This window comes from Nitrococcus mobilis Nb-231 (assembly GCF_000153205.1).
Taxonomy (GTDB): domain Bacteria; phylum Pseudomonadota; class Gammaproteobacteria; order Nitrococcales; family Nitrococcaceae; genus Nitrococcus; species Nitrococcus mobilis.
The window spans coordinates 1763602-1790137 of the sequence record NZ_CH672427.1 but is presented as its reverse complement, the minus strand read 5'-3'; the positions used below and the strand labels follow the sequence as shown (position 1 = coordinate 1790137).

Genomic DNA, 26536 nt, shown 5'->3' with positions numbered 1-26536 from the left:
TGGTTCATCAAATGCCCTCCCCCATTCGAAGCCTCTGAGCTTGCTTGGCGAGCCGCGCGAAGACAATGCCAAGGCCGAGTAACACTTGTCTCCACAGCTCAGCCTCCGGGTTCTTCATTGCGAATCCCCTGCCGCTGCTAAGCGACGCCGGCTGAAAGTCGCTCAGAGGCCGTCTATATTTCAATAGTTTTCATGCATGTTTCGCGTTTATTGGGACCTGCTATGATTTTGCAGAACGAAATCTGGCTGATCACGCTTCTGGGCTTGGCGGCCGTCACGTTGGGGTTCATCTTCGTGATCGCCCAAGCCGGAAAGCCCACCGATTCGAACCGGGTGCAGAACACTGCCAACGCAATACGGCGATGGTGGTTCCTGGCTTTGGTGGTGTTCGGCATCGGCGTCACCTGGGCTACCTTGAAACCGTTCCCGATCCCCGACCAGCACACGCCCCTGAAGGCCGCGCAGGTTGTCAACGTGGTGGCGCACCAGTGGGCTTGGCAACTGAGCCGAAATCAGCTCGAAGCCGGAGTCCCGGTGGAGTTCCGGGTGACCAGCGCCGACGTTAATCACGGCTTCGCGATTTACGCCCCGGATGAGCGAATCGTCATTCAGACGCAGGCCATGCCGGGGTTCACCAATAAGCTCTTGTACACCTTCCGCCAACCCGGCACTTACCGCATCCGCTGCCTCGAGTACTGCGGCCTGGAGCATCACGCTATGATGGCGGAGCTCGAGGTCGTCGCCGCTGCCAGGGGGGATCAATCATGAGTGTGCCCACGCTCTACCCCGAAGACGAAAGGCTGACGCGCGGCGAGCGTGTCGTTTTCAACCTTTACATCATCACCGCGCTGGTGGTGTTTGTCCTGATGATGTTGTTCGGGCTGGTCATGCGCATGGCGCAGGGTACCTGGCTCAGCCTTCCGCCCACCCTTTTCTACCAGATCATGACCGCACACGGGGCAGGCACGGTCGGCACAATGGGACTCGCGAGCAGTGCCGTGATGTGGTTTTTCCTGCGCAAATACGTGCGTCTGAATCTGTGGGCGTTCCTGACCAACTATGTACTGTTCACGCTCGGCGCACTGGCCATTCTGGCGGCTGTTTTCATCGGCGGCTACGCTGGCGCGTGGACGTTTCTGTACCCCCTGCCGGTGCATTCCATGGGCGAATGGACCGTGCATGCCGCGGTGCTGTTCATGCTCGGCTACATTGCAATCGGCGTCGGCTTCCTGCTCTTTTATCTGGATGCAATGGCGGGCGTCATCCGAGTCTATGGCAATCTCGGCCGGGCACTGGGTCTGCAATGGCTGTTCGGTGGGGAGATCGACCCGGTGCACCCGAAGACCGTGGTGGCGAGCACCATGGTGATCATCACCAACTCCATCGGTACCCTAGCCGGTGCGGTGGTGCTGGTGATGTCGATCATCAATGCCTATTTCCCGGAGCTGGCGCTCAATGCGCTGCTCGCCAAGAATCTGATCTACCTCTTCGGCCACACGTTCATCAACGCCACCATCTACATGGGGGTGATCGCGGTCTACGAACTCTTGCCACGCTACAGCGGACGGCCCTATGGCATCTCGCGCCCGTTCCTGTGGGCGTGGGCGGCGAGCACCGTCATGGTTCTGAGTGTCTATCCGCACCACCTGCTGATGGATTATGTCATGCCGCACTGGATGCTGGTGATGGGCCAGATCGTCTCCTATGCGAGCGGGCTACCGGTGTTCGTGGTAACGGCATACGGCGCGCTGACCAACGTCTATCGTTGCGGAATACGCTGGCGCATGCCGGCAAAACTTATGATGCTGTCGATGTACGGCTGGGCCGCGGGCATCGTGCCGGCAATCATCGACGCCACCATCCGCATCAACGAAGTGATGCACAACACCCAGTGGGTGCCGGGTCACTTTCATTTCTATCTACTGCTCGGGGTGCTGCCGATGATTCTCGCACTGATGTTTCACGTGATCGCCGGCCGCGCACAATCGCTCGCCGATGCCACCACCGACAAGCTGAGCTTTCCAATATATGCCGTCGGCGGCCTGGCATTCGCTGTTGCGCTCCTGGCCGCAGGGCATGTTAGCGCGCCACGGCGCTACGCGGTGCATTTACCGCAATGGGTGCCGTACGATCAGGCCAGTTCTATCGCCGCCATCCTGGTGATCGCCGCGATGTTGCTGTTTACCGGGCGCATCATCGCCGGATTGTTGAGGGCGCCGGCTCATGTCGATCCAGCGCACCCTGCTGGCTAGCGTAATCGTGGCAGCGGCCGGTGGTACCATACTGATGGGCGCCACCGACCGTTTCCAGGCCTTCACCACCGAGACGGCGCGCCGCGTCGCGCTCCGCCAGCATCCGGTAGCAACCCCGGCGGTGGTGATGCTAGAGACCCAGTCCGGCGCACGCATCAATCTCGCCGATTTGCGCGGCCAGTGGCTGCTGATCGATTTCATTTATACCCGTTGCTCGACCTCTTGCGTGGCGCTGGGAGACGAGTTTGCACAGCTGCAGGACCGGCTCGGCGCACCGCTGGCGCGCGGCAGCGTGCGGTTGCTCAGCATCAGCTTCGATCCGGCGCACGATACGCCGGCGCGGCTCGCCACCTACCTGCAGCGCTCGCGCAGCCGCGCTGCTGGCTGGCTCGCGGCACGGCCGGTTACCCCGGAGGGACTCGCGCAAATCAAACGGGTATTCGGCATCACCATTATCCCCAACGCTCAAGGCGGCTATACCCACAACGCTGCCATTCATATCGTCGATCCGCGTGGCCGGCTGGTTGCAATCCTCGACCGGGGAAACCCTGGCCGCGTCGCCCGGATCCTGCTGCGGGAGCTCGGTCAATGATAATCCGAGCACAGTCCTGCTCCTCCGGCAGCGCGACGCTGCTCTTTCTCGTGTTGCTGATGCCGCCGGTGAAACAGGCCCTGGAGGCGAGCCTGACTGCGCAGGTGCTGGTGCAGATCCCGCTGCTGATCGCCGTGGGATGGTTATTGCGCGCTGCCGTACCTGAACGAATACTCGCAAGGACCGAGAATTGGAATTATCGCGGCATCGCCGGGCTCGTTCTCGCGACTCTCACCGCTGCTTACTGGATGCTGCCACGCGTACTCGATGCCGCCACCACGGTGCCGCTGTTGGCGGTGGCCAAATACCTGTCGGCGCCGCTGCTGATCGGGTTGCCGTTCGCGCTGAGCTGGCCCCGCATGGGCTTCATCGTCAGGGGCGTGTTGCTGGCCGAGCTCATCGCCACGTGTTTCCGCCTGGGCTGGTTGTATCTGGCCTCGCCCGTGCGGCTGTGCAACAACTACCTGCTCAACGATCAGCAGCGGCTCGGTGAATGCATGCTGGCCATCGGTTCCGGGCTGTTGTTCTGGCTTGCTTGGAAACTTCTTTGGGGGCGCTTCGATTCGCTGAAGAGCGCCGCTTAACGCGGCTCCCAGTCCACTATGAACACGTTGGTCTCACCGGCTACTGTGCCGTTGCGATTCGAGGCAAACACCAGCTTTTTGCCGTCATGGGAAAACATCGGGAAGCCATCGAAGCCGGGATAGTAGGTGAGCTGCTCAAGGGCGCGCGTCTCCACATCCATGAGGTAGAGATCGAAATTGCGCCCGCTCGGGTCGTGCATGTTGGATGAGAAGACGATGTGCTGGCCGTCCGGGTGCCAATAGGGGGCAAAGTTGGCCGCGCCGTTATCCGTCAGCTGGATGGGTTGGCGCTCGTTCAGGTTCATGATGTAGATCTCCAGCCGTCCCGGGCGGACCAAGCCTTGGCGGAGCAAGCGCCGGTAATCCTCGAGCGCTTTGTCTTGAGGGCGCGAGGCGCGCCAAACGAGCCACTGCCCGTCGCGGGAGAAAAAGGCACCGCCGTCATAGCCGGGCTCGTCGGTCAACTGCTCGACGGTGCTGCCGTCCGGATTCATCATGAAAAGTTCCAGATCGCCGGTGCGCATCGAGGTGAAAACGATCTTGTCTCCCAAAGGTGAATAGACGCCTTCTGCATCGTAGCCCGGGGTGTCGGTCAAGCGGGCCGGATTTTCCCCTTCCGGGCCAGCGCGGAAAATGTCGTAGCCTGGATACAAAGGCCAAACGTAGCCCTGCGAACGATCCGGCTTGGTAGGGCATCGCTCGCCCGCAAGGTGAGTGGAAGCATAAATGATGGAGCGCCCGTTCGGTGCGATGAACGAGCAAGTCGTCGCGCCTTTGCCCGAAGAGACCCGGCGTACGTTATGGCCTTCGGTGTCCATGCGGTAGATGGCATCGCACGCCCGACCGTCGCGGGTGGACTGAAAAATGAGTTCGGTGCCGTCGAAGGAAAAATAAGCCTCGGCATTCTGCCCACCAAAGGTTAGCTGGCGGATGTGCTGGAAATGCTTTTCACCTGTATAGTGCAGCGGCTGCTCAGTCGGCGCCGAGCTATCCGCCGCTCGTGCGGTAGCGCCGGCTCCCAAGACCGCCACCAGCAGCAGCCAGGCCGTCAGGCCGTTGATCGTCTGCATCATCTCGGCTCCTCGAAGTCAGCGCGCGACCACCCGCGCCGTAACGGTCCGCGGCTTGCCATCGCGCAGCAATTCAATGACCAGCGACTGGCCTGGCGCAAAGCGGCGCAGGATCTTGGCGAAATCGGCCAGCGTGTCGATGGTCGCGCCATCGAGTCGGATAATGACATCGCCGGCGCGCAGGCCGGCCGCTTCGGCCGGAGTATCGGGCGTGACGCCCGACAATCGCACACCTTGGCCCGCCCATGCAAAATCCGGTACGCAGCCCAGCTGCACGGGCCGGCGTGTGCCGAGGGTAGCACGCGTCGCCTGCGCGGTGGCGGCGAGCCGCTCGGAGTGTAAGGGCTCAGTTCGGTTGGCCAGATGCTCCACCACCTCTTTCAGGGCGGCAGTAATTCCGGACAAACCCGCCGAATCGATCTTGTCGACGGTATCGGTGGGGCGATGATAGTCGCCGTGCGCTCCCGTGAAGAGCTGCACCGCCGGAATGCCGGCCTTCAGGAAGGGGGTTTGATCGCTCGAACCGATGTCACGGGCGACGATTTTGATAGGAACGCCGCTGACAAAGCCCGCCCCGCGGAAAAGGGGCGGCCACTCTCGGGCCGAGCCGGTGGCGAGCACGAGGAGCTTGTCTGTGCCGAGACGGCCAACGGTGTCCAGGTTGATCATGGCCATGGGGCGGCTTGCCGGATTCTCGGCCAAGTGCTCCATATAGTGAGTCGAGCCGAGCTGGCCCGCTTCTTCGCCGGTGAAGGCCACAAATTCGACCGTGCGCGCGGGATGCCAGGCCGGGCCTAGGGTGCGGGCCAGCTCCAGCATAACCGCAATGCCGCTGGCATTGTCATCGGCGCCGGGGTGCACTTTGCCCTCATCTCCCCGATGGACATCAGGCCAGCCTCGTCCTAGGTGATCGTAATGGGCCCCCACGATTACCGCCGGGCGTTCCGGATGGGTGCCAGGGAAACGCGCCACGACATTGCGCAGGGCCACGCGGCGTCCGAGCCCAGTCACCCGGCTTGTCCAGGTCTGATAATAGCTGCCGTCTTCTCCGGCCGGTTTGAGCCCAGCGGCCTGCAATTGCTCGGCAATATAGCGGGCCGCCCGGTCGAGTGCCGGCGTACCCAGCCCCCGCCCCGCCATATCGGGGTCGGCTAGGTAACTGATGTCTCGCATCATGCGCCGGGGTTTGAACAGAGGCGGCAGCTCCGCCAGGGGTTTGCGCGGTGCCAGCCTGGCCTTAAGAGGGCCGTGCGCGCCGCCGAGCGGGATCGACATGGGCGAGCTCACCACTGGCCACCGACCCTTTATGACATTCTCGGGGGCCGAACCGGTGAAGCCCAGATAGCTGTATCGGCCGTAATGGGGCAGCTTGCGGGCCAACCCCGGCAGCGCGGCCACGTTGTCGGCCGCAAGCCAGGCCAGGGCATGAGCGGGGTTCTGGCGCTGGCGGGCGACGACCACGATCGAATGCCGAGCCCGCTCGAGCTCGGAGCCGGCGATCTGCACGCGTTCGGCAGCCGCGCTGAAGACAGCCTGTTTGAGCGCTTGATCCAACGCCGGACGGAAGCGGTTCTCCCATCCGAACAGCCATATCGCCCGATCAGTGGGCAATTCGCTCAGCGCGGCGTCGGTGGTGACCTGCAACTGCTCGCCCCGCTCACGTTGCCAGGCCCGAGCAAGCGCCGCATAGCCTTTTTGCACCGCCTGGGGCGTTTCGGCCGATAACACGATTAGGACCCGCTCAGCGCCGAAGATCTGGCTGAGTGCGGGCGGAATCTCATCACGGTGGAGTCGACGGAAGAGGTCGAACTGGGGATCGACATCCAGGCGCAGCGGCCGAGCCGGCAAGCGCAGCGTGAGGCGCAGCGTTTTCTCCGCCATAGCGAGACGAGTCTGGTAGGCCGCATCTCGGCCTGCCAAATAAACCGTAACCGGTAGCTCCAGTCGGTAGGCTGCGCCGGGCTGAATCTGCTCGACCGTGGCCGTGAGGCGATAGCCATCGCCTACTGGTACGACCCGGGCGTCATAAACCCGCAGCAAAGGGGCACCGGTGCGTGCCACCCATTGCTCGAAGAAGGCGTGCAAAGGCTGGCCGCTCACTCGACTGAAGGTGGCCGCCCAATCCTCAAAGCTTGCGACCTGAAACAGGTGCTGATGATAAAACTTCCGGAGCACCTCGATGAAGGCCGCATCGCCGAGTTGCTCGCGCAGCATGTGAAACAGCATCATGGCCTTGCCGTAACCGACGGCTTCGGAGGCGGAGCTGTGCCGGGCGCGGAACTCGGTCAATGGGAAATCCCGATCCTCGCGCACATAATCGGTGTATTTCTGCAATGTCTCTCGGCGGTATGCTGCGCCCTGGCCCTGCTGCGCTTTGAGCAGATGGTCGGCTAGGTAGCTGGTCAACCCTTCGGCCCAATTCCCTGTGGCGTAGTCGACATAGACCCCGTTCCCCCACCAATTGTGCAGGATCTCGTGGGGATAGGAGGAACGCAGAATGAAGGGAAGGCGAATGACACGTGGGCCGAGCAGGGTAAAGGAGGGCATCCCGTAGCCGGTCTCCCAAAAGTTCTCCACCAGCGCGAACTTCCGGTAGGGATAAGCGCCAATCAGCCGGCGGTACATCTCGATATAGCGGGCGGTGGCCGCGAGGTACTTGCGGGCCAGGGCGGCGTCCGGCTCGCGCAAGAAGGCCATGGCGGCCACCTCGCCGTCCTGCGCGCGGTATTCCGTGAACGCGCCTGCGATCAGGTAGATCTCCTCCTGGGGGTGCTCGATCGACCAGAGTTCCTCCCGCGCCCGGCCTGCGTCGGACGCAGCCGGCTGCGTACGCACACCCTGGCTGACCGAGCGCCATCCCGGCGGGAGCGTGACCGTAAGAGAGAAGGTCACGAGATCATCCCCCAGTTGGGGATACCAAAAGCTCGCGCCGGGCAAGAAAACCCCATCCGGCCCAATCACGCCCGCAGAGCCGCTAAAGCTGCGTGCATATTCTTCGCTGGCCGACGCGACGGGATGAAAGATCTCGCCCTGGTACGCCACGGTGAAGCGACGGACGGACGCATCGATCTCTATTGCGTATTTCTCGGTGAGGCCTTTGTGGCCGAGTCGGCGCAGCTGCACGTCGGGTTCTTGGATGCGCGGATCGAGACCAGTATGCAGACGGAATGTCACCGGTGTCGAATGATGCTCGGGCAGGGTAACCGTATCGACCGCCTCGAGGCGGTGGCCATCCGGCTTCAGCGTGATGTGCAGCTTATGATGAACCCCGGCCACCGCCGCGCCGGTGAGTAGCAGCAAAATCAGCCCGATCGTCAGGAAATGCAGCGTTTTGTGCCAGAGCATGGGTTTCGTGCGGCTTGTCAGTAATTGGGCGGACGGGGAATCTTAATACGAAACCGCGACCAAAGGCATGGCAGGCGACGATCAGCCGATTTCCGTTACGCAGAGTGCTTGGGTGAGTTGCGCAATTGGGGGAGCTCTTCGGCATCACGCCGATACATGCTTTTCGGTGCGGTTGGATGCTGGAGCCGGTGGGGTTCAAAAGTTCCGGCTAACCGAGAAAATCCAAAATGCTCTCTCCTCACTTACTGCCACGGGTGGGGGAGATTACTTCATACCTCTTTTCCCCCACCCGCCAAGGCAAGAGAAACTTTACCCACCTGCCCTCGACATTTTTATGTGAAAGAGTCAAACGCTCGAGCAAGAGCCTCCGCCACCGCTTGATGCGCCGCCGCTCCAGTAGTGCGGATCATGATCGCTCATTAACCACTCCTTGATTTCCCGGTCCGCCTTTTCCTTGCTGATGCCATAGATCGTTTGGATCTTTCCGGAGAGTTCTTCTTCGAACCCGCCGATGACATGGTCCAAATCCTCGTTGGTGAACTCTGCCCAGCGCTGCCTGACCTTGCCCTTGAAGATATGCCAGTTGCCTGTGATCTGATCCGTGTACATGTTGGCCTCCACCATGTTCGTATGGATCGACCTGATAACAATCTACCCTGTCCTTACACCTCCTCCTTCCGGTGTGCCCGCACTTTTTCCAGTATAGTTGTAAGGTGGTTTTTTTCCTGTACAGATGCGTTTTAAGGCCAGCTTTGTGAAGTGTCTGCGGCACGCAGGCAAAGAGGGCGAGTGCATCGTGCCGTTTTCGTCGACGGTGTTCCAATGGAAGCACTGTCTTAGCCAACTCTACCGAGCAGCCAACTATTGCCGGTGCGGGTGGTTGCCAAGCGCAGTACAGATGGACTCGACTATTTGCTCTTGGTTCAGGGAGTCGCAGTCGATGACGATATCCGCGTGTTGTTCGTATAAAGGGATACGCTCGGCGAAGACATCCGCGAGCGTTTGGTGGGCCGCTTTGGCAATTCCGCGGCTGCCAAGATTGGTTACGCGACGGGCCAATGTCGGATAACCCACCTTGAGATAGACGATGACCCCATTACGGCGCAAAGCGGCCATTGCGCGCTCGCTGTAGGCGGCGCTGCCGCCGGTTGCAATGATATGGTTGGACAAGCTGAGTTGGGTCAACTCCCGCTCCTCGATGGCGCGCAGCGCCAGATGTCCTTCGTGGTCGACTATGTGTTGCAAGGTGCGCCCCTCAACACTTTGGATGATCACATCGGTGTCGACGAAATTCTTGGCAAGCTGCTTGGCGAGCAGCACCCCGATTGTGCTTTTGCCCGCGCCGGGCATACCAATCAGCACGATATTGTTGCGCTCATCGGCCATTCGAAGATCCCTGTAAACTGGGCAGTGGTTGGTACGACAGTTACACCGCGCAATAGCGCCAGAAAACACGATGAAACGCAACCGTGCGGGCGCCGCTGCGAGCCGAATCTGCGGTGGGTTTCGGATCGCCTCCGGGGTTAGAATTTATACGGTGAATTCGTTGCTAAAAGGTGGCACGGTTATGGCTGAAGTAAGCCGCACGGCGATCGAGCAGGCGATCCAGCGGTGGACCGAACCGTTTTTAGGTATGGATTTGCTTACGGCCGGCGCGGTCGAGCGGATCGTAACGGAAGACCGGCGCGTTCGTATCCTATTGCGGCTGGGTTTTCCGGTCGGGCGCTACCAGGTGCAACTGCGTGCGGGCTTGGTCGATGTGGTAACGGCAGCGCTGCCTGGGATAGAGGTTACGGTAGAAGTCGGCTGGCGGGTTACTTCGCGGGCCGTGCAAGTGAAGTTGAAGCCGCTTGCGAATGTGCGCAACATCATCGCCGTCGCCTCGGCCAAAGGCGGAGTGGGTAAATCGACGGTCGCCGCCAACCTGGCTTTGGCACTCGCCGATGAAGGGGCCAGAGTCGGGGTGCTCGATGCCGATATCTACGGTCCGAGTCAGCCTCGCATGATGGGCGTGGCCGGTCGGCGTCCCGAGAGCCCCGATGGCAAGAGCATCACGCCGTTGGAGAATTATGGGGTCCAAGTCATGTCCATCGGCTTTCTCATCGAAGAGGAGGCGCCGATGGTCTGGCGGGGTCCCATGGTTACCCAAGCCTTGACCCAGTTGCTCAACGACACACGTTGGCAGGATCTCGATTACCTCGTCGTGGACCTGCCGCCCGGTACCGGTGATATCCAACTGACTCTGGCGCAGCGGGTACCAGTCAGCGGGGCCGTCGTAGTGACGACTCCGCAGGAAATCGCAACGCTCGATGCCCGCAAGGGCATTCGGATGTTTCAGAAGGTCAGGGTGCCCGTGCTGGGGGTGCTCGAGAACATGAGCATCCACACCTGCAGTCAGTGCGGTCATGCGGAGCACATCTTCGGGGAAGGCGGCGGCAAGCGCTTGGCGGAGGAGGAAGGCGTGGTATTGATCGGCGCGTTGCCGCTGGACGGGCGCATCCGTGAGCAAGCGGATAACGGCCGACCCAGTGTGGTCGCGGAGCCCGATGGGCGGGTTGCCGAACTTTATCGGCAAGCCGCCTTGCGCACGGCCGCACAGCTCTCGAAGCTTGCCGCGGCGCCTTCGAGCCCATTTCCCCAGATCGTGGTGGAGGATTGAAAATGTTGCTATGGGCGCCGCGCCGGCGCGTGCTGCACAAGGCCGCTAGCCGTGGGTCGGACGTTTTGCGGCCGGTGAGCGAATGAGTATCAAGCCCGACAGTTGGATCCGCCGCATGGCGGCGGAGGGCATGATCGAGCCCTTCGAGCCGGAGCAGGTCCGCCAGAGCTCGGCCGGTCGGCTGATCTCGTATGGTACTTCGAGTTACGGTTACGATGTGCGATGCGCCGATGAGTTCAAAATTTTCACGAACATCAACTCGGCCATCGTCGATCCGAAGCGCTTCGACGAGTCGAGCTTCGTCGACGTCAAGGCCGATGTCTGCATCATCCCGCCGAATTCCTTTGCTTTGGCGCGGACCATCGAGTTTCTGCGCATTCCCCGTAACGTCCTCACGATTTGTCTGGGCAAATCCACCTATGCCCGCTGCGGGATTATCGTTAACGTAACGCCGCTCGAGCCCGAATGGGAAGGGCACGTCACGTTGGAGTTCTCGAACACCACGCCGCTGCCGGCGAAGATCTATGCCCATGAGGGGGTTGCGCAGATGCTATTCCTCGAATCCGATGAGGTCTGTGAGCGCTCTTACAAGGATCGCAGCGGTAAATACATGGGCCAGCGTGGCGTTACTTTACCGCGACCTTGACGGGACGGGCCTGTTCGCTAAAGACGGTCCAGGTCATCGTCAGCGGTCACGACCGGGGGCTGGTCCTGGCGTCGCCCCTGGTACCAGACAGCGCCGTCGCGCAGCTCGATACGCCCCTCGGCGATCCAGCGAACGGCAAGCGGGTAGATGCGGTATTCCTGGCGCTGCACCCGTTGCTGCAAAGACTCTACGCGGTCACCCTGCTGCACGGGTACCCGGGCCTGAACGATCACCGGTCCGGCATCCAACTCCGGGGTTACGTAGTGCACGCTGCAGCCGTGCTCGCTCAGGCCCGCTTGCAGCACCCGTTCGTGGGTATGCAGCCCGCGCAAGGCGGGCAACAGCGAGGGGTGAATATTGATCAGGCGCCCCTCGTAGGCGCAGACGAATACCGGCGTGAGAATACGCATGAAGCCGGCCATGATGACCAGCTCCGCTCGGTAGTGGGCTACTCGGTCCCGTAGGGCGCGGTCGTAGTGTTCTCGGTCAGCGAAATCCCGCTGCGTCAGAATTTCATATTCGATGCCTGCCCGCTCGGCGCGCACGAGCCCATAGGCATCGGCTCGGTTGCTGATCACGGCTTGTATGTCGATGGGCAGGTGCCCGGAATTTTGGCCATCGATGAAAATCTGTAGGTTGCTGCCATGGCCCGAGATCAGCACGACAACGCGCAACGCCGCTGCAGGCATTGCTCACTCCTCGATTCGCACCAGTGGCCGCTCGGTGGGTCCCGCCGCCACTTCACCCAATTGCCAAGCGGTTTCGCCCGCGCTTCGCAACACCCCCAGTGCGTGATCGACGTCCTGTGGCGCGAGCGCAACCACCATTCCGACCCCGCAGTTGAATACCCGGTACATCTCTTGCCTGGAGATGCCGCCTTCGCGCTGGAGCCAGCTGAAGACCGTGGGCCACTCCCAGGTGTGGGCATCGATCCGGGCTTGCGTTTTGCTCGGCAAGACCCGCGGCAGATTGTCGAGCAGCCCCCCGCCGGTAATATGGCAGAGGGCGCGAATCTCCACTTCCTCGATGAGGGCGCGTACCGCACGGACGTAAATGCGGGTCGGCGTCATTAGCAGCTCCGTTAGAGCTTGGCCATTCAGCTCGGTGGCCAGGGTGATGCCACGGGTTTCCAGCACATGTCGCACCAGCGAGTAGCCGTTGGAGTGCAGGCCGCTGGAGGCGATACCGATCAGCGCATCACCGGGGCGCACGCGGCTGCCGTCGATGATGGCGGCTTTTTCCACGATGCCGACGCTAAAGCCCGCCAGATCGTAGTGGTTACTCGCATAAATACCTGGCATCTCCGCGGTTTCGCCGCCGATGAGTGCGGCACCGGCTTCGCGGCATCCTCGCGTAATGCCCCGAATCACCCGTTGCGCCACATCCAACTCGAGCCGGCCGGTTGCATAATAATCGAGGAAGAACAGCGGCTCGGCGCCCGTGACGACGATATCATTGACACACATCGCCACTAGGTCGACCCCGATGGTTTCATGGCAGCCTGTTTCGATGGCTAATTTCAGTTTAGTCCCGACCCCGTCACTGCCGCAGACCAATACGGGATTGTGGTAGCGTTGCAGTGACAGCTCGAACAGTCCGCCGAAGCCACCGAGTCCGCCTAGTACTTCGGGGCGCATGGTCGTTGCCACATCCGCCTTGATGCGTTCCACAAGCTGGGCGCCGGCGTCGATGTCGACGCCGGCGTCCCGGTACGTCAGATTTGCCCGAGAGGTGTCCTCAGCCACGATGTGTCTCCTTGCAAGATCCCTAATGGTAGTCCCCGAGCTCGGCAATATGAATGCCGGGGGACGGCCTGCCTAGTGTTCATGCTACCGTAGGTGAGCGAAATGCGAGCCGTGGTCGAGTATGCCTCGGAGGGGGGTAAGGCGATGGGCGCCGGTCTCATGGCAAGGGTTTTCATAGTGTGCATTGGCTTGACCTTGCTGTATGCCGGCTCAAGCCGTACCGCCTGTGGGCAGGATTTGCCCACCGCTCGGGTGGCAGTTACCGACCAAAGTGCCGGTGCCCGCGCTGAAGCGCTAAGGGCCGCTATTACCCAAGTTCTGGTGCGCTTGACCGGGCGTGCGGATATTGCTCATGCGGCGCCGGTAGCCTCGTTGATGACGAGCCCGCAGCCGTATTTGCAGCAATATCACTACGAGCATGGCGAAGGGGGGCGACTCGAGCTGATCACGCGCTTCGATGGGCAGAGCCTGCGCCGTGTCTTGATCCAGCGTGGGATTCCCATTTGGCAGGCCGCGCGGCCGCCAGTGCTGGTGTGGTTTGCATTTGACTCCAATGGTGAGCAGGAATTGGTCAACGCGGCGGCTGGGTCGCAGCTGCACGAGGCGCTGAGCAGGGCCGTTGCCGAGCTTGGGATACCGGTGATTTTCCCACTCTTGGATAGCCAGGATCGGCAGCGCGTGAGCTACAGTGATGTTGCCGATGGATTCAGTGAGCCGGTGCTGGCGGCCTCGCGCCGCTATTCGACCGAGTTAGTGCTGATACTGCGGATCACTCGGAGCCGCTCGGGCAACTGGCAGGGACGTTGGTCGCTGTATCAAGATGATTCGAATAGCAGCTGGGAGAGCGGGGGTGTCAGCATCGAGCAGGCGTTGGCGCAAGGCGTGCCGGTGTTGGCCGCGAGGCTGCGCTCCAGCTACACGCTGTTACCCGATCTGGCCGCGTCCAGCCGGCTGCAGATCCGGATCGGCGGGGTCGACTCGCTGGAGCGGTTTGCAGCGCTTGAGGAACTGCTGACAAGTTTGCCAGGTGTGGCTGCGATACACTTACGTCGGGCCGAGGCGGAGTGGGTCAGCATAAAACTCTCACTGAACGTGGCCCGCAGTCAGATTGAGCAGGAGTTGGCGCATCACCCAAGGTTGGAATCCTCCGCCCCGTTGCCGCTCGCCTCGTCCGATGGAAGTGCCGCCGACAATCCGTCCTCGGCTCAGAGTGAGCTTACCTATCGGCTGATCCGATGAATCAATCCGCTTTCTTGGGCAAAGTGAGCCATAGCGCCGTTGGCGCGGAGCGGTTGCGCTTATTGTTCTGTTGTTGCCGCTGCTCTTAGCGTCTTGGATTAGGAGCGGTAGAGTGTGCCGATGTATTCAGCTCGACGCTAAAAGAGGCTGCGTCGTGGTACTGGTAGCAAGCGGTAGGTTCCATTTGCAGAGCGATGGTTGGTATGGTCGGAACAGGAAGCAATGATTGCAGCTGTGGGCGGCAGCTGGCTTTGGATTTCCAATGGGATGAGCGTTTCGATTTTGCCGGATTCGTTGCTGGCCCAAATGCCGAGGCGGTGGCGGCTCTGGAACTTATCGGGAAGGGTGATCGTAGGCGTGTGATTTATCTCTACGGCGAGCCTGGAGTTGGCAAATCGCATTTGCTGCAGGCGGCTTGCGGCGAAGCCAGCGCTTGGGGGCGGGCTGTGGTTTATCTGCCTCTCCGGCAGTTGGTAAATCGCTCACCACGGCTTTTGCAAGAGTTGGAAGGGGTCGATGTGGTGGCGCTCGACGATCTGGACTGCTTGACCAAAGCCATCGAGTGGCAACAGGCCGCCTTTCATCTATTCAATCGGCTGCAGGACGCCGGCCGAGAACTGCTCATGGCCGGCCCACGGCGTCCGGCGAAGCTGGGCCTAGCCTTGCCCGATCTTGTTTCACGTCTGCAAGGGGTGCTGGTGCTACGGTTAGAGAAGCTCGGCGACGAGGACAACGTGCTGGCTTTATCTCGGCGAGCACAGCGCCGCGGTCTGGAACTGCCCAAGGCGACGGCGCGTTATCTGCTCAACCATTGCCGGCGCGACACGGGCTATTTCTTTCAGCTGCTTGACAAGTTCGATGCGGCATCGCTGCAAGCGCAGCGTCGCCTTACTGTTCCGTTTGTCAAAAAGGTGCTGGCCGAGGCGAACAACGATTAGATCACAGCAACGCTGCTACGGGGACATTTAACATAATATTCTACCTCGGCGCAGAGGGTTGAGACCGCCGATCTCTGCCGGAGCGGGTAAGCGGCGCGGCTGTTATAGAATCTTCAAAACAGCCTCTGGGGGGCGACCAATTGCGACTTTCCCTCGGTTGACTACGATCGGCCGCTCGATCAGTCGAGGGTGCTGAACCATGGCGCGGATGAGCTGCTCGCGTGTTAATGAATCACTGTCCAACGCGTGGTCGCGGTATTCGGGTTCATTGCGGCGCATCAACTCCCGTGGAGTGAATCCCAAGTCCGTGAGAATGGCCTCCAGCTCGGCCTCGCTCGGCGGAGTCTTCAAATATTCGATGATCTCGGGTTCGACGCCGCGGTCTCGGAGCAGCTCGAGTGTAGCGCGGGACTTGGAGCAGTTGGGGTTATGATAAATGCGAACAGCCATGGTTACCTCCTAGGCGGGGCCGGGGCTGGGCAGTAAAACCAAAGCTGAGATAATACAACTTTCCGCCAGTCATCGCCCGTAGCCGCCTACGTTCGCTTCGTGGTCGGGTCTGCGACGAGCATGGCTCGTGGGGTAGCGGTGTAGCCTACCCAATGGGTGCTGTAACAGATCGGTGCAGGTTTGTTTTAGAATAGATAACTGCGAAACGGGGCTTTCGTTGTGGGCTCGCCACACGATCAAATCACAAAGTGCAGTTGCGGTGGATGAGTAGGCAAACGGGTGTAGTGCGGGGTGTCCTGCTTGCGGTGACGCTGGGCGCTGCCATGTGGGCGGCGGGTTGCGCTACTTTGCCGGCCGATCCTGAGCAAGCACCCGTGCAGGAGATGAGCGATGCACGCCAGGCTATCGAGGCGGCTCGCGCAGCTGGGAGCCCGCAATATTCGCCCAAGCGCTTTCAAGAGGCGCAGAGTCTGATGGAGCAGGCCATGCTGAGCTTGTATCGGGGTGAATATAAACTGGCGCGACGGACCGCATTGACAGCTCGGGCGCGGGCAATTGCCGCGCGCAAGGCGGCATTGGCCGTGCAACGCACGCCATAGCCGCATGAGAGCAAATTGAGTTTCCCACCTCGAGGCGCATAATTTGGTTGCAATATAACAAAGAAACTCCGATAGTCTCTGCGCAATTCATTTGGATCAATCCGTTTCGCTTATGAGCATACGGTGCATCCGTTGTTATGTCTCCGGAAAGGTGCAGGGTGTATTTTATCGGGCCAGTACGCGTAAGCAAGCCATCCGGTTGGGGCTGTGCGGCTATGTCAGAAATCTTCCGGATGGTCGCGTCGAAGTGCTCGCTTGTGGTGAGACGCGTGCAATTGATGCTCTGGTCGTGTGGTTGCGCAGGGGGCCTTCGCAGTCCCGGGTCACGGCCGTGGAGGTCGAGTCCGCAGCGGACCCCAACATCCAGGGATTCGACATTGTGTGACTGGCAGCTATTTTTTCGAGAAACGGCGTTGTCGGGTTGACCTGATGCCTTTACTTCCAATATAATTTATGTTATCATAAAAAACGGCGTTACACGGCGAGTTATTTAGTGCCCGGCGGCCGGCCATAGGGTATTCGGGATGGGTGCTACGTCGTCGGTAATTTTGGTCCTCCAGAGGTTTTAAGAGGGAACCATGAGAGCGAAGTTTTTGATTTTTATTGGCTTGATGATCGCGGCGGCCACTGCAGCACAAGCCGCAGGTAATCCGGCCAAAGGGCAGCAGAAGGCGGAGACTTGTCTAGGTTGCCATGCTATCCCGGGTTACCGTTACTCTTCTACAAAGTCCCCGGTATTCCACGTACCAAAGGTCGGGGGGCAGCACGCGGCATACATCGTCTCTGCGCTGCAGGAGTACAAGAACGGAAATCGCGATAATCCAACGATGCGCGCTCAAGCGAATCAGTTGAGCACACAGGATATGGAGGACATCGCAGCCTATTTTGCCCGGGCCGGGAAGTAGTGTAGTCGAGCCGATAACGAATTAGGGAGTTCAAAAATATGACGCGCAGACTTGTCTTTTCGCTCGGCCTCTTATCCTGCCTCCTGTTTTCGGTTCAGGCTTTTGCCATCGAATTCGGCGATGCCAGGGCGGGTGGCCAGAAATACCAACAGAAAGGCTGCACCAATTGCCATGGCGAAGGCGGGCGCAGCTCTGCCCCAACATTCCCGATTTTGGCGGGACAATATAGCGACTACCTGGTTGAGGCCCTGCAAGGCTATAAGGAAGGGGATCGGAAGAATCCCATGATGGCGGGGATGGCCGCTGGCCTTTCCGAAGAGGATATGTACGACATTGCAGCCTATCTGTCGCGTGAGGAGAGTGCGCTCACCACCTTGCATAAGTAATGATCGATAGCGCAATTTTGTCGGCCAACGCGGCTGTTGTGGCTGCAAAAAACAAGGGGTGCCTCCCGGAGGCACCCCTTGTTTTTGCCTTCTCGATAAAATGATGGTGCGCGGTGCCTGCTGGGCAATTCAGTGCCCATGCTCATGGTGGTCGTCGTGGCTGTGATCATGGCCGTGATGATCATGGCTAGGCTCGGGGGGGCGGTAACGGGTACGTTTCGGCGCTCGTGGAGAGGCCACGTAACCCCGCTCGAGCTCACTTTCGGTGGCTTCCCGCACGTTGTTCACAGTGATATCGAATTCCAGCGTCTGGCCAGCCAGTGGGTGATTCGTGTCGAGCGTAATGGTCTGCTCCTCTTCATCGACATCGACGATGGTTACGGTTTCGAGGCGCTTCTTATCCTCGCCTTGGGCCTGGAATTGCATCCCAGGTTCGAGTTGTTCCACGCCCTGAAAAACTTCGGCGGGCACCTTCTGCTGAAGGCTTTCATCGCGCTCGCCGTAGCCCTCCTCCGGAGGGACAGTGATGCTGAGTTGATCGCCGCCTATTTTGCCTTCCAGTGCCTTCTCCAGCCCCGGGATGATGGTGCCGGCGCCGTGGAGATATTCCAAAGGTTTGTTCTCTTTGGTTATATAGCGGATCACGCCGTTAGTGCGCAGCGTGTAACTAATCGCCACGACTTTGCCTTTGGCAACTTGCATATCGAACCTCTAAATAATTGGTTTTGGCGATGATGGCAAAGTATAACCTTTGCCATCACCGATCCCAAGCATATGCATGGGGCGCCAGGCGGCAGGCGTTTACGAACATCCGCAGCAATAGCGTAAGTCCTTTGGTGCCCACCTGGCGGCTTCATGCGGTTTATCGGTCTGCCGAATATGCTTGGCATGTGCGGAAGGCTCGCAACCCGGGCCGCTGCGATTTCGAGTTCGTTAGCGCTATAGTCTCATGGTAACTTCTCATTAAGTCCGGGCAAGAAGACATTGAAGAGAGTGGTTCGTTGCTTACCATCAACAATAAGCACTTGATAATTTTGCATTTAATGCACGACCGTAATCTTACCTCCGCCACCCCGCATACATTACGCCCGGACTTAATGAGAAGTTACGTCTCATGCGGCTAACAACGTGAATTATTTTGAGATGTTTAAGCGATAACGTTCTGCAAGCTCGGCAATTCGGGTGCGCGTTTCGCTCGAAATGTCTTGAAATTCGAACCCAGAGTTGTGAAAAATCGCGTTACGGTCTTTGCGTGTCCATACGCAACGTGCATCAATGTCGATATGGCGGCCGCCGCTAATTTCATCGGCAAGCTCGATCCGTAATGGGAAGAACTCCTCACCCAGTGGCTCACCCGTCTCCAGCATGCCGCCATCGACCGTTACATCGGTTAAATATCCGATCAGCTCTTTTGTTTCACGGTGATATACGGGTAAAAACTTATCCACGACATCACGCGCTCTTCTACGTGCATCCTTCATGGCGCCTCCGGCCATACGACAAACTAAGTTTAGGTACAACTATGATTTGCTGCGTATGCTTTGTCTACGCCGCCAGCTGCGCCGATTGCTGGTTCCCAACGCCAAACCGTCTGCGCTGCCGCGCAATACAAGCCCACTGTGGAATTAAAAAGAATACCATAGGCTGGTCCGCTTGGCCTGCTTCTGATGAGTGAAAAGCATGGTTTTGGTAAAAGGTCAATAGGGCCGAGCCTGGGGTGTGAGCGCTGTGGAGACATACGATCTTCTAGTCGTCGGCGGTGGGATTAACGGCACCGGTATTGCGCGAGATGCCGTGGGGCGCGGATTGCGGGTGTTGCTCTGCGAGCAGGCTGATCTGGCTAGTTTTACCTCCTCGGCCAGCACTAAGCTGATCCATGGTGGGCTTCGCTATCTCCAATACTACGAGTTCGGTTTGGTAACGAAGGCCCTCAAGGAACGGGAGGTGCTGCTGCGCAATGCGCCCCACATCATTTCGCCGTTGCATTTCGTGATGCCGCATAACGCTTCCCGGCGACCTGCCTGGATGATCCGGGCCGGCTTGATGCTCTATGACCATCTCGGTGAGCGCAAGCTGTTACCGCCTTCCAAGGGGATCAATCTGCGCTGGCATGCGGCAGGGCGGGCGCTGGTGCCGAGCTTGGTCAAGGGGTTCGGCTACTGGGACTGCCGGGTTCAGGACGCGCGTTTGGTGCTTCTCAATGCTATGGACGCTGCGCAACGCGGCGCGACGGTGCTGCCACGGACACGTTGCGTGACGGCGTGCGCGAGGGGGCGGAATTGGAGCGTCCTGCTGCGCGGCCCAGGCAATGGCAGTGAGCGGAGGGTGGTTGCCCGTGCGCTTGTCAATGCTACGGGGCCATGGGTTACTTCCTTCTTAGGCGAAGCGGTTCAAGTTCGGCCGGAGCATACGGTACGCCTGGTTCAAGGCAGCCACATCGTCGTACCCAAGTGTTTCGAGCACGATCATGCCTATATTCTTCAAAACAATGACGGTCGGATCGTCTTTGCTATCCCTTATGAGCAGGACTTTACGTTAATCGGCACCACCGAAACGCTCTATCACGGTGATCCGGCCGCAGCTCGAACTACTGAGATCGAGGTCGGCTACCTCTGCAGGGCCGTCAATCGCTATTTTCGGGAGCCGATAAGGCCAGCGGATGTCGTTTGGGCCTACTCTGGAGTGCGGCCTTTGTATGATGAGCGCGAGGGGGTCGAGGCCTCGGCGGCCAGCCGCGATTATCTTTTGGAGTGGCGCACTGATCCGGCGCCCCTGCTGTCGGTGTTTGGCGGGAAAATCACGACCTATCGAATGCTGGCATGGGAGGCCATGCGGAAACTGAGCTCGGTGTTCGGTTGCGATACGGGTGATTGGACACGCCGGGCGCCGCTGCCCGGCGGCGATATCCCGCATGCCGACTTCGAGGGGTTTTATCGGGGGGTGGTGGCGCGCTATCGCTGGTTGCCGCAGACGTTGGCTCGGCGGCTGGCGCACAGCTACGGTACCCGCCTCCATCAGATTCTAAACGGTGCACGTGGACTCGACGGGCTGGGCGAGCACTTCGGCGCCGGGCTGTATGAGGCAGAGCTGCGTTATCTGGTCGATGCCGAGTGGGCCGTTACCGCAGCGGATGTGCTTTGGCGGCGTAGCAAGCTGGGGCTGCGCTTTAACGAGGCCCAGACCGCGCGGGTTACCCAGTGGCTTGCCGCTGAGCAGACCAGGCGGCCGTTCATGGCCTTTGACGGACAGCCGGTGCGCTGATGCACGCAGCTGCGTCGCGGAGAGATGAGCAGCGCCGCTCGCGCACTTCGCCTAACGTTGAATTACTCGGCCGGCCTGGGCTGCGGCTGGGTAAGGCGCGCAGTGGCGTGACCGCCGTCCGTCTGAGCGAGCTGCGCATGGCGAAAGCAGTCGGTGGTATGATCCATGACCAGCCCGGCCGCCTGCAGGTACGCATAGCAAATGGTGCTGCCGACAAACTGAAAGCCGCGCGCCTTCAAATCCTTGGAGAGCGTATCCGAGCGTGCCGTGCTGATCGGCACCTCGATCTGGTAGCGCCAATGGTTGATGATCGGCGCGCCGTCGACGAAACGCCATAAATAGTCAGCGAAGCGGCCGAAGGTCTCCTGGATGCTCAGGAACGCGCGGGCGTTGGGACGCAGCGCCTCGATCTTGCGCTTGTTGCGGATGAGCCCCGGGTTGTTGAGCAAGGCCTGTATCTGCGCGTCGCTGAATCCGGCCACCCGCGCCGGCTCGAAGTGCTCGAGCGCATGGCGATAGTTCTCGCGCTTTCGCAACACGGTCAGCCAGCTCAACCCTGCCTGCATTCCCTCCAGTATGAGAAGCTCGAACAAGCGTCGCTCGTCGTGCAGCGGAACGCCCCATTCCTGGTCGTGGTAGTCGAGGTAAAGCGAATCGTTAGTGCACCAGGCACAGCGTTGCAGCATGTCCTTTGCTCCTGTTAAGTGCATTGGGCCGATGATAGGGCCGACCCTCAGTCCGCGTTCAGGTCTCCGTCCGGTAAGCGCTCAGTGCCAATCTGTCAGATCGCGTACGCCTCCGAGCGCGCGGGCCTTTCGATAATAGCGCCGATCGGCAGTGACCAGCGTCGCTCCCCATTCCAGGGCGAGCGCATGATAGGCCGTGTCGAAGAGGTGATGTTGTAACTGGACTGCGAGTCGGCTGGCGCGCCTAATAATTCCGGGGTCGTTTATTATGGGCAGCTCCATCGCATCCAAGAGCTCGATCGCCCGCTCGGCCATTGCCGGGCGCAGCCGGCTGATGACGGCGGCGACCTCGATGAGCCAATGGGGTGGTTGCAGCGGCGCCAGCGTGCCCCGGCGGATGCCCTCCAGGATCGCAACAGCCTGATCCGCTTGCGGCTCGACAGCCGGATCCGGAAAGAGCCACTTCACCGTTACGCTGGCGTCGATCACCAGCTTCATGGACGACCCTGCCGGCGGGCCTTGGCGATGGCCTCATCGGATAGCGGGGCCTGCTCGCGGCGCGCCTCGAGCAGTTGCGCTACCACGCTTGCCCGACGCTGTTGCCGGCGTCGCTCTTCGATCGCCTGCTCCATTAGACGAGTGAGAATGGCGCTCTTGTTCTCACCCGCGAAGGCTTCGTTGAATGCCTGCTTGACCGATTCAGGCACACTGAAGTTCACAGTGGCCATGGCGCACTCCTTGAATTGTTGAAATATTCAACAATTGTATGTCTGCACGTCTTGTTCAGCAATGGACACCGTTTGCTGCCAACGGCCTACCGCTGCCAGGAGTGTCTGTCGCCTGCAGAATTCAGCGGTAGATTCGCACGCGCAGCATGATGTTCTAAGAAGCTGTCTTGTTAAAACGCTGTTATTTATCATATAAATATATTTAAATCTCACACAAGAGATCAGCTCGTGTACGACAGTGACCTCTCCGACGAACAATGGCAGCTCATCGCGCACCACTTTGAACCCAAAGACAACCGCGGCGCTGTTCCGATCCATTCCAAGCGCACTAAGCGCCTGTTCACAATCTTCTAATGAGCAGAACGAGGAACGCCAGATGGACGAACTGCAGACTGGTATTGAGCTTACGCTCGCAGTTCTTCCATCTGGCGTTCTTGGCACTGTTGCTCCGGAGATTGTGAACAGGCTCTAATACTACAGTTGTAAATAAATACGCTATACTTCGTTATCAGATAGTTGAACGAAGTGGCGGTAGAGATGAACCATTTCCTGACGCTGGAGGGTTTGCGTGAGCAGGCGGGCGCTTGGGAAGCGGAGCTGGGTAGCTGGGTAGGGCAACTGGGTGGCCATGTCAAGCGTGCCGAAGCCCGTGAGCGGGTGGGGGCCTACCTGCGGGGGCTGCTGGGCGAGGTTGAGCGTCGTAATAGCTGGCAGTTATCCGAATACCAGGGTGAAGCCCATCCGTATGGATTTCAGCACTTGCTCAACCGTGCCCGCTGGGACGAGCAAGGCGTGCGCGATGCCGTGCGGCAGCGTGTCTACGAGGTCCTGAAGGATGCCGCCGGGGTGCTGGTGGTGGATGAGACGGGGTTTATAAAAAAGGGCATACACTCGGCGGGAGTGAAACGCCAGTACAGCGGTACGGCGGGTCGGATCGAGAACGCTCAGATCGGTGTATTTCTCGGTTATGCCAGTTGTTGGGGCCAGGGGCTACTGGATCGTGCGCTGTTTGTGCCGCGGGAGTGGTCGGAGGATCGTGCGCGTTGCCGCCGGGCGGGTATACCGGACGAGGTGGTTCATCAGCCCAAGACGGAATTGGCCCGGCAGATGTTGGTGCGTGCCTTGGACAGCGGGGTAAGCGCCCGTTGGGTCACAGCCGATGCGCTCTACGGCGATGATTTTCGACTGCGCTGGATGCTGGAGGAGCGCGGCCAAGGGTATGTGCTGGCCGTCAGCCGCAAAGCCTATGTTTGGCAGGGCTGTAAACAACGCAAAGTGGGGGAGCTGTTGGAGGCCTTGAGGGGCGATGCGCAGGCGCGCTGGTCACGGCTCAGTGCCGGGGCCGGTAGTCAGGGTCCCCGGGAGTACGACTGGACCTGCTTAGCGGTCAACCCGCCGCCGTTCGAAGGCTGGCAGCGGGCGGTACTGGTCCGCCGCAGCTTGGACTCCGAGCAGGAGATGCAGGCGTTTTTCATTTTTGCTCCGAACGGAACGGAGCTGGCGGATTTGGCCTTGGCGGCCGGAGCACGGTGGAACATCGAGCGCTGTTTTCAGGAGAGCAAGTCACAGCTGGGACTGGATCAGTACGAGGTGCGCACCTGGACGGGCTGGCACCGGCATATCACTTTGGTGATGGCGGCTTATGCTCTGCTGGTCACGCTGCGGCGGCACCAGTTGAAAAAAAACCTGCTGCTCAGCCTGGGCGGCCAATGCCCGTGGCCCTCTCTGTGGCCGAGCTGCGACGGTGGCTGTGTCTCACTCCCATCGCCTGGCGACGCGGAGGGCCTGAACAGGCGTTACAGTGGTGCCGCTGGCGTTGGCTACACCAACGCCTCGCTCAGTTCTACCACTGGGTGAGACGGCAGCGAATCGCGGGGATCATCGTCGAGATGTCCGTCGATTATTATTTGCAACTGTAGTACTAAGAGGTCGCGCCCGAGACCACGGCCAGGATGCTGAACAGCAGAAGGTGAGTTAGGTCATACATCCGGCCCTGAGCCCGGCGATGATCGGGAATCGCTGATAGATAAGCCTTGAGCTGCATGGGTACCACTATTAATCCTGCAGGTTACAAGACAATCTGCATCATTCTCTCAGCATTGAACAGCCCTGATCCTGACAGGGAGGGTCCGAGGCGGCTCGCGCCCCCTACTGTTCCCCCGATGCAGGAACGTGTTGAAAAACTTTACATGTCGCTCGCTTAATATCAACTTCCATAATGCTTGATCGATGCAAGTCTACCTTGCAAGCTGGCGATAGATGTAATGTGACCGGGCTCGGCGAGCAGCGTGGACTATGCCAGCAGAGGCGGGCGATGAGATCATCGTTAGATTCAGTTCGACGTCCTGTGCAACGGCGAAGGCAAATTTGGTCCACCTGGGAGATTTGTCAAAATAGTTTACATATTCTGTGGGAAGGGTAATGTAATTGCTACCTTTTTTGTATAATACATTGATTTATATTGATTTATTTTTTATGGCATAAAATCTGCTTATAAATTATCGATCAGTACTAATTCAATGGTGGAGAGATGACAATGAACAAATTCAAACAGTCAGTTCTCGCGGCAGCGGTCGGTGGGCTGACCGCTGTGGGGTTCGCTGGGTCCGCCCAGGCCGGCGCTCTTGGCACGTCAGTATTAAGACTCACTGACTTGACGATCTCCGACGCGGGTGGAGTGTTAGATATCTCCGATTTTACTGCCCTCAGTGGTAATAGTACCGCAGATACCACAGCCTCGTTGGCCTCTGTTGCCGGTGCGGCGGGAAGTTCAGCTAACGTTGGCGTGAACCCGGCCGTCGGGATCGACCTGCCCATCGCGTGTCAAGGTAGCGGGTGCCCAGGTATAGCCCCCAATAACAGCTTCCCTATTAAGAGCAGTGCATTAGGAGATCCCTCAGCTCACTTTGCCGCATCGGATCAGCTTCAGGATGGCGCGCCCATAACCGGCATAGGGCCAGCTGTTGCGGGCGCTGAGGCGAGCCACGGCGCCTATGTTTCTCTCACTGAGGTCGACACTGGTTCTGCCGAAGCTAATAATGGATTAAATGTTAGTTTCAATTTTGCACTGGGCTCGGGTGGTCCGTTAATTATCGATTATGACGCTGAGGCCTATCTGGAAGCCTTTACCAACGCGGACGCAATCTTTCCGACCAACGCTTCTGCAGCCTACAGCCTAATCTTTACTATTGATAACCTCGATACCGGAGCAAATGTGGTCACATGGGCACCGAATGGAGGAGCTGATGTTGGCGGTCCGTCTGCATTTGGTCTCACTGCGGAGACAGATCCTTTCAGCCTGAATGACAGTGTTTCCCGGAACGCGCCGTTTAACGGGGCTAGCTTCAGGGGCCTTGCTTTGGGCACTGCCAATGCGGGTGCTTTCAGCGCAACGACGGTTGCTTTGACTGCTGGTACCGACTATCAGCTTGCCATCCGGTCTTCCAGTGAGGCTGATGCTGCGAAGGCGGTGCCCGAGCCAAGCGTCTTGGCCCTGTTAGGAGTTGGAATATTAGGGTTGGGGTTCATCCGACGCTACAAAGCTAGCTGAAACCATTCGGGTACTCTTAGCAAGAAAGGGGGGCATCCGCTTCCCTTTCTTTTTTGTATGCGCCAGTCAAGGCGCTACGCGCCATGACTGGCGCTGTTCCGGTCACTGTGGTGGCGGCGGCGGGGATGACTTGAGGTGGAAGTTTCCTGCGAACCCCTGGTAGCGGGAAGCGTTAGCCGAACGGCAAGGGTGTCTGCCGCGAGGCGGGATCTGAAGGCAGCTGTAGGCAAACTTCCCGGCCCGACGAGCAGGAACTGCATACGAGGAAGGCACGCCTGGGTGAGGGGCGCCAAAAGAGCTGAAACCCGATACTACCCGGAAGCCGTGAGTGCAAATGCGGCGGGGGCACCGAGGTTCACGATCATCCTCCGGATGATCCCAGAACCCGGCTCTTCAGGCTCACCTCTCCTGGAATCGCGCCCCTTTTTCAGGCTCATGCGTCTTTGGAAAAGGCTGAACCGGAAAAGGCGTTGATAGGGTAGTAGAAAGGCGCTGGCTTATGTTTTGCTAACCCGATCTATGGTTCCTGTCGATGATATCATCAAATCTTGTAGCGGCCGCCGGATCGACCGGCTCGTCGGCATCTTACCCGCCCCGAGTCGTCCCATCCAGATCGCCCGTTCGGCATTTTCCCCGCCGACGAGCCGACGCAGTCGCTCCGTGACCGCCTTTGCCAACGACATCGAGCCCGTCGTCTCAGAGAACGCTATCCCGTCCCGCACATACTCGGAGAACACCAGCGGCGTGAGTTCGGGTTGGTGGCGGAGGTCAAGCTGGGTCGCGGTGAGCCAGAACCGTTGGATAGCGCGGCCAGCACGGACGAAGTCGTCGATTCCCGCCGGCCTACGGTCGGCAACGATCAGGCAATGGGCCGCGCACGCGATCCCAGGAATCCAGTCGA

29 protein-coding genes and 1 pseudogene are annotated in these 26536 nt (G+C 59.6%); 16 read left to right on the top strand and 14 right to left on the bottom strand.

The features are described 5' to 3' along the window. Positions 1–222: 222 nt before the first annotated feature. From NB231_RS08225 to NB231_RS08210, 4 genes are read left to right on the top strand one after another with little or no spacing between them, the layout of a single operon-like run. Positions 223–768, top strand: coding sequence for a cupredoxin domain-containing protein (locus tag NB231_RS08225; RefSeq protein ID WP_005001522.1), 546 nt, complete (start codon positions 223–225; stop codon positions 766–768). Further along, positions 765–2252: a cbb3-type cytochrome c oxidase subunit I gene (locus tag NB231_RS08220; RefSeq protein ID WP_005001521.1), complete on the top strand. Its 1488-nt coding sequence runs from the start codon at positions 765–767 to the stop codon at positions 2250–2252. Before NB231_RS08225 ends, NB231_RS08220 begins: the two co-directional genes overlap by 4 nt. Continuing rightward, positions 2224–2844, top strand: coding sequence for an SCO family protein (locus NB231_RS08215; protein ID WP_005001520.1), 621 nt, complete (start codon positions 2224–2226; stop codon positions 2842–2844). The genes NB231_RS08220 and NB231_RS08215 overlap by 29 nt, the downstream gene beginning before the upstream one ends. Further along, positions 2841–3428, top strand: a complete 588-nt coding sequence (locus NB231_RS08210; RefSeq protein ID WP_005001519.1) for a hypothetical protein — start codon at positions 2841–2843, stop codon at positions 3426–3428. Before NB231_RS08215 ends, NB231_RS08210 begins: the two co-directional genes overlap by 4 nt. Here the strand turns inward: NB231_RS08210 and NB231_RS08205 are convergent. The 4 genes from NB231_RS08205 to NB231_RS08190 form a co-directional block, all read right to left on the bottom strand. After that, on the bottom strand, positions 3425–4501 hold the full coding sequence (locus NB231_RS08205; protein ID WP_005001518.1) for a TolB family protein: 1077 nt from the start codon (positions 4499–4501) through the stop codon (positions 3425–3427). The genes NB231_RS08210 and NB231_RS08205 overlap by 4 nt on opposite strands. Before the next feature lie 15 nt (positions 4502–4516). Continuing rightward, the gene (locus NB231_RS08200; RefSeq protein WP_005001517.1) at positions 4517–7843 is read right to left on the bottom strand and encodes a M20/M25/M40 family metallo-hydrolase; all 3327 of its coding nucleotides are present in this window, start codon (positions 7841–7843) and stop codon (positions 4517–4519) included. A 345-nt stretch (positions 7844–8188) separates the two neighbouring features. Further along, positions 8189–8452 carry a CsbD family protein gene (locus NB231_RS08195; protein WP_084766278.1) on the bottom strand — a complete coding sequence of 88 codons (264 nt, stop codon included), beginning with the start codon at positions 8450–8452 and terminating at the stop codon, positions 8189–8191. A gap of 252 nt (positions 8453–8704) precedes the next feature. Next, on the bottom strand, positions 8705–9229 hold the full coding sequence (locus NB231_RS08190; RefSeq protein WP_005001514.1) for a shikimate kinase: 525 nt from the start codon (positions 9227–9229) through the stop codon (positions 8705–8707). A 181-nt stretch (positions 9230–9410) separates the two neighbouring features. Here NB231_RS08190 and apbC point away from each other — a divergent pair, with 181 nt between their 5' ends. Both apbC and dcd read left to right on the top strand, forming a co-directional pair. Further along, positions 9411–10502 (top strand): iron-sulfur cluster carrier protein ApbC, encoded by a 1092-nt coding sequence (gene apbC / locus NB231_RS08185; RefSeq protein ID WP_040663578.1) that lies wholly within the window; start codon positions 9411–9413, stop codon positions 10500–10502. Positions 10503–10584: 82 nt separating this feature from the next. Next, entirely contained in the window at positions 10585–11148 is a 564-nt protein-coding gene (gene dcd / locus NB231_RS08180; protein ID WP_005001512.1) for a dCTP deaminase, read from the top strand. Positions 11149–11165: 17 nt separating this feature from the next. Here the strand turns inward: dcd and purN are convergent, their stop codons facing one another. Continuing rightward, positions 11166–11837 carry a phosphoribosylglycinamide formyltransferase gene (gene purN, locus NB231_RS08175; RefSeq protein ID WP_005001511.1) on the bottom strand — a complete coding sequence of 224 codons (672 nt, stop codon included), beginning with the start codon at positions 11835–11837 and terminating at the stop codon, positions 11166–11168. 3 nt (positions 11838–11840) lie between these two features. Beyond that, positions 11841–12893, bottom strand: coding sequence for a phosphoribosylformylglycinamidine cyclo-ligase (gene purM / locus NB231_RS08170; protein ID WP_005001510.1), 1053 nt, complete (start codon positions 12891–12893; stop codon positions 11841–11843). A gap of 102 nt (positions 12894–12995) precedes the next feature. Here purM and NB231_RS08165 point away from each other — a divergent pair, with 102 nt between their 5' ends. After that, complete coding sequence (locus tag NB231_RS08165) at positions 12996–14132, top strand: DUF2066 domain-containing protein (RefSeq protein ID WP_005001509.1); 1137 nt, start codon at positions 12996–12998, stop codon at positions 14130–14132. Between the two features lie 203 nt (positions 14133–14335). Continuing rightward, positions 14336–15070, top strand: a complete 735-nt coding sequence (gene hda, locus NB231_RS08160; protein WP_005001508.1) for a DnaA regulatory inactivator Hda — start codon at positions 14336–14338, stop codon at positions 15068–15070. Positions 15071–15172: 102 nt separating this feature from the next. On the opposite strand, the gene arsC is transcribed toward hda, so the two are convergent. After that, positions 15173–15520 (bottom strand): arsenate reductase (glutaredoxin), encoded by a 348-nt coding sequence (arsC, locus tag NB231_RS08155; RefSeq protein WP_005001507.1) that lies wholly within the window; start codon positions 15518–15520, stop codon positions 15173–15175. A 263-nt stretch (positions 15521–15783) separates the two neighbouring features. Between arsC and NB231_RS08150 the strand changes: the two genes are divergently transcribed. The 4 genes from NB231_RS08150 (at position 15784) to NB231_RS08135 (ending at position 17410) form a co-directional block, all read left to right on the top strand. Continuing rightward, positions 15784–16119 carry a DUF4398 domain-containing protein gene (locus NB231_RS08150; protein ID WP_232210423.1) on the top strand — a complete coding sequence of 112 codons (336 nt, stop codon included), beginning with the start codon at positions 15784–15786 and terminating at the stop codon, positions 16117–16119. A 112-nt stretch (positions 16120–16231) separates the two neighbouring features. Continuing rightward, entirely contained in the window at positions 16232–16504 is a 273-nt protein-coding gene (locus NB231_RS08145; RefSeq protein WP_005001505.1) for an acylphosphatase, read from the top strand. Between the two features lie 193 nt (positions 16505–16697). Beyond that, complete coding sequence (locus NB231_RS08140) at positions 16698–17024, top strand: c-type cytochrome (protein WP_005001504.1); 327 nt, start codon at positions 16698–16700, stop codon at positions 17022–17024. A 38-nt stretch (positions 17025–17062) separates the two neighbouring features. Continuing rightward, positions 17063–17410, top strand: a complete 348-nt coding sequence (locus NB231_RS08135; RefSeq protein ID WP_005001503.1) for a c-type cytochrome — start codon at positions 17063–17065, stop codon at positions 17408–17410. A gap of 129 nt (positions 17411–17539) precedes the next feature. Here the strand turns inward: NB231_RS08135 and NB231_RS08130 are convergent, their stop codons facing one another. Together NB231_RS08130 and NB231_RS08125 are read right to left on the bottom strand one after the other, a co-directional pair. Further along, positions 17540–18112, bottom strand: coding sequence for an FKBP-type peptidyl-prolyl cis-trans isomerase (locus NB231_RS08130; protein WP_005001502.1), 573 nt, complete (start codon positions 18110–18112; stop codon positions 17540–17542). Between the two features lie 431 nt (positions 18113–18543). Further along, a complete protein-coding gene (locus tag NB231_RS08125; RefSeq protein WP_156776948.1) occupies positions 18544–18891 on the bottom strand; it encodes a PilZ domain-containing protein in 348 nt (115 codons plus the stop codon). 247 nt (positions 18892–19138) lie between these two features. Here NB231_RS08125 and glpD point away from each other — a divergent pair, with 247 nt between their 5' ends. Further along, positions 19139–20671, top strand: a complete 1533-nt coding sequence (gene glpD, locus NB231_RS08120; RefSeq protein ID WP_005001499.1) for a glycerol-3-phosphate dehydrogenase — start codon at positions 19139–19141, stop codon at positions 20669–20671. 62 nt (positions 20672–20733) lie between these two features. Here the strand turns inward: glpD and NB231_RS08115 are convergent, their stop codons facing one another. The 3 genes from NB231_RS08115 to NB231_RS08105 form a co-directional block, all read right to left on the bottom strand. Then, positions 20734–21357, bottom strand: a complete 624-nt coding sequence (locus NB231_RS08115) for a DNA-3-methyladenine glycosylase I (RefSeq protein WP_005001497.1) — start codon at positions 21355–21357, stop codon at positions 20734–20736. A gap of 81 nt (positions 21358–21438) precedes the next feature. Next, positions 21439–21855, bottom strand: coding sequence for a type II toxin-antitoxin system VapC family toxin (locus NB231_RS08110; protein ID WP_005001496.1), 417 nt, complete (start codon positions 21853–21855; stop codon positions 21439–21441). Then, a complete protein-coding gene (locus tag NB231_RS08105; RefSeq protein ID WP_005001495.1) occupies positions 21852–22085 on the bottom strand; it encodes a hypothetical protein in 234 nt (77 codons plus the stop codon). The genes NB231_RS08110 and NB231_RS08105 overlap by 4 nt, the downstream gene beginning before the upstream one ends. 228 nt (positions 22086–22313) lie before the next feature. Here NB231_RS08105 and NB231_RS20025 point away from each other — a divergent pair, with 228 nt between their 5' ends. Beyond that, the gene (locus NB231_RS20025) at positions 22314–22439 is read left to right on the top strand and encodes a hypothetical protein (protein ID WP_005001494.1); all 126 of its coding nucleotides are present in this window, start codon (positions 22314–22316) and stop codon (positions 22437–22439) included. On the opposite strand, the pseudogene NB231_RS18490 reads toward NB231_RS20025, so the two are convergent. Next, a pseudogene (locus NB231_RS18490) lies at positions 22426–22521 on the bottom strand (IS5/IS1182 family transposase); the annotation flags it as partial. The gene NB231_RS20025 and the pseudogene NB231_RS18490 overlap by 14 nt on opposite strands. Positions 22522–22622: 101 nt before the next feature. Here NB231_RS18490 and NB231_RS08100 point away from each other — a divergent pair. After that, entirely contained in the window at positions 22623–23942 is a 1320-nt protein-coding gene (locus NB231_RS08100; protein ID WP_005001493.1) for an IS701 family transposase, read from the top strand. A 64-nt stretch (positions 23943–24006) separates the two neighbouring features. Here the strand turns inward: NB231_RS08100 and NB231_RS20265 are convergent, their stop codons facing one another. Beyond that, entirely contained in the window at positions 24007–24129 is a 123-nt protein-coding gene (locus NB231_RS20265; protein WP_084766277.1) for a transposase family protein, read from the bottom strand. Between the two features lie 492 nt (positions 24130–24621). Here NB231_RS20265 and NB231_RS08095 point away from each other — a divergent pair, with 492 nt between their 5' ends. Beyond that, positions 24622–25635 (top strand): EDSAP-1 family PEP-CTERM protein, encoded by a 1014-nt coding sequence (locus tag NB231_RS08095; protein ID WP_005001492.1) that lies wholly within the window; start codon positions 24622–24624, stop codon positions 25633–25635. The last annotated feature ends 901 nt before the right edge of the window (positions 25636–26536 follow it).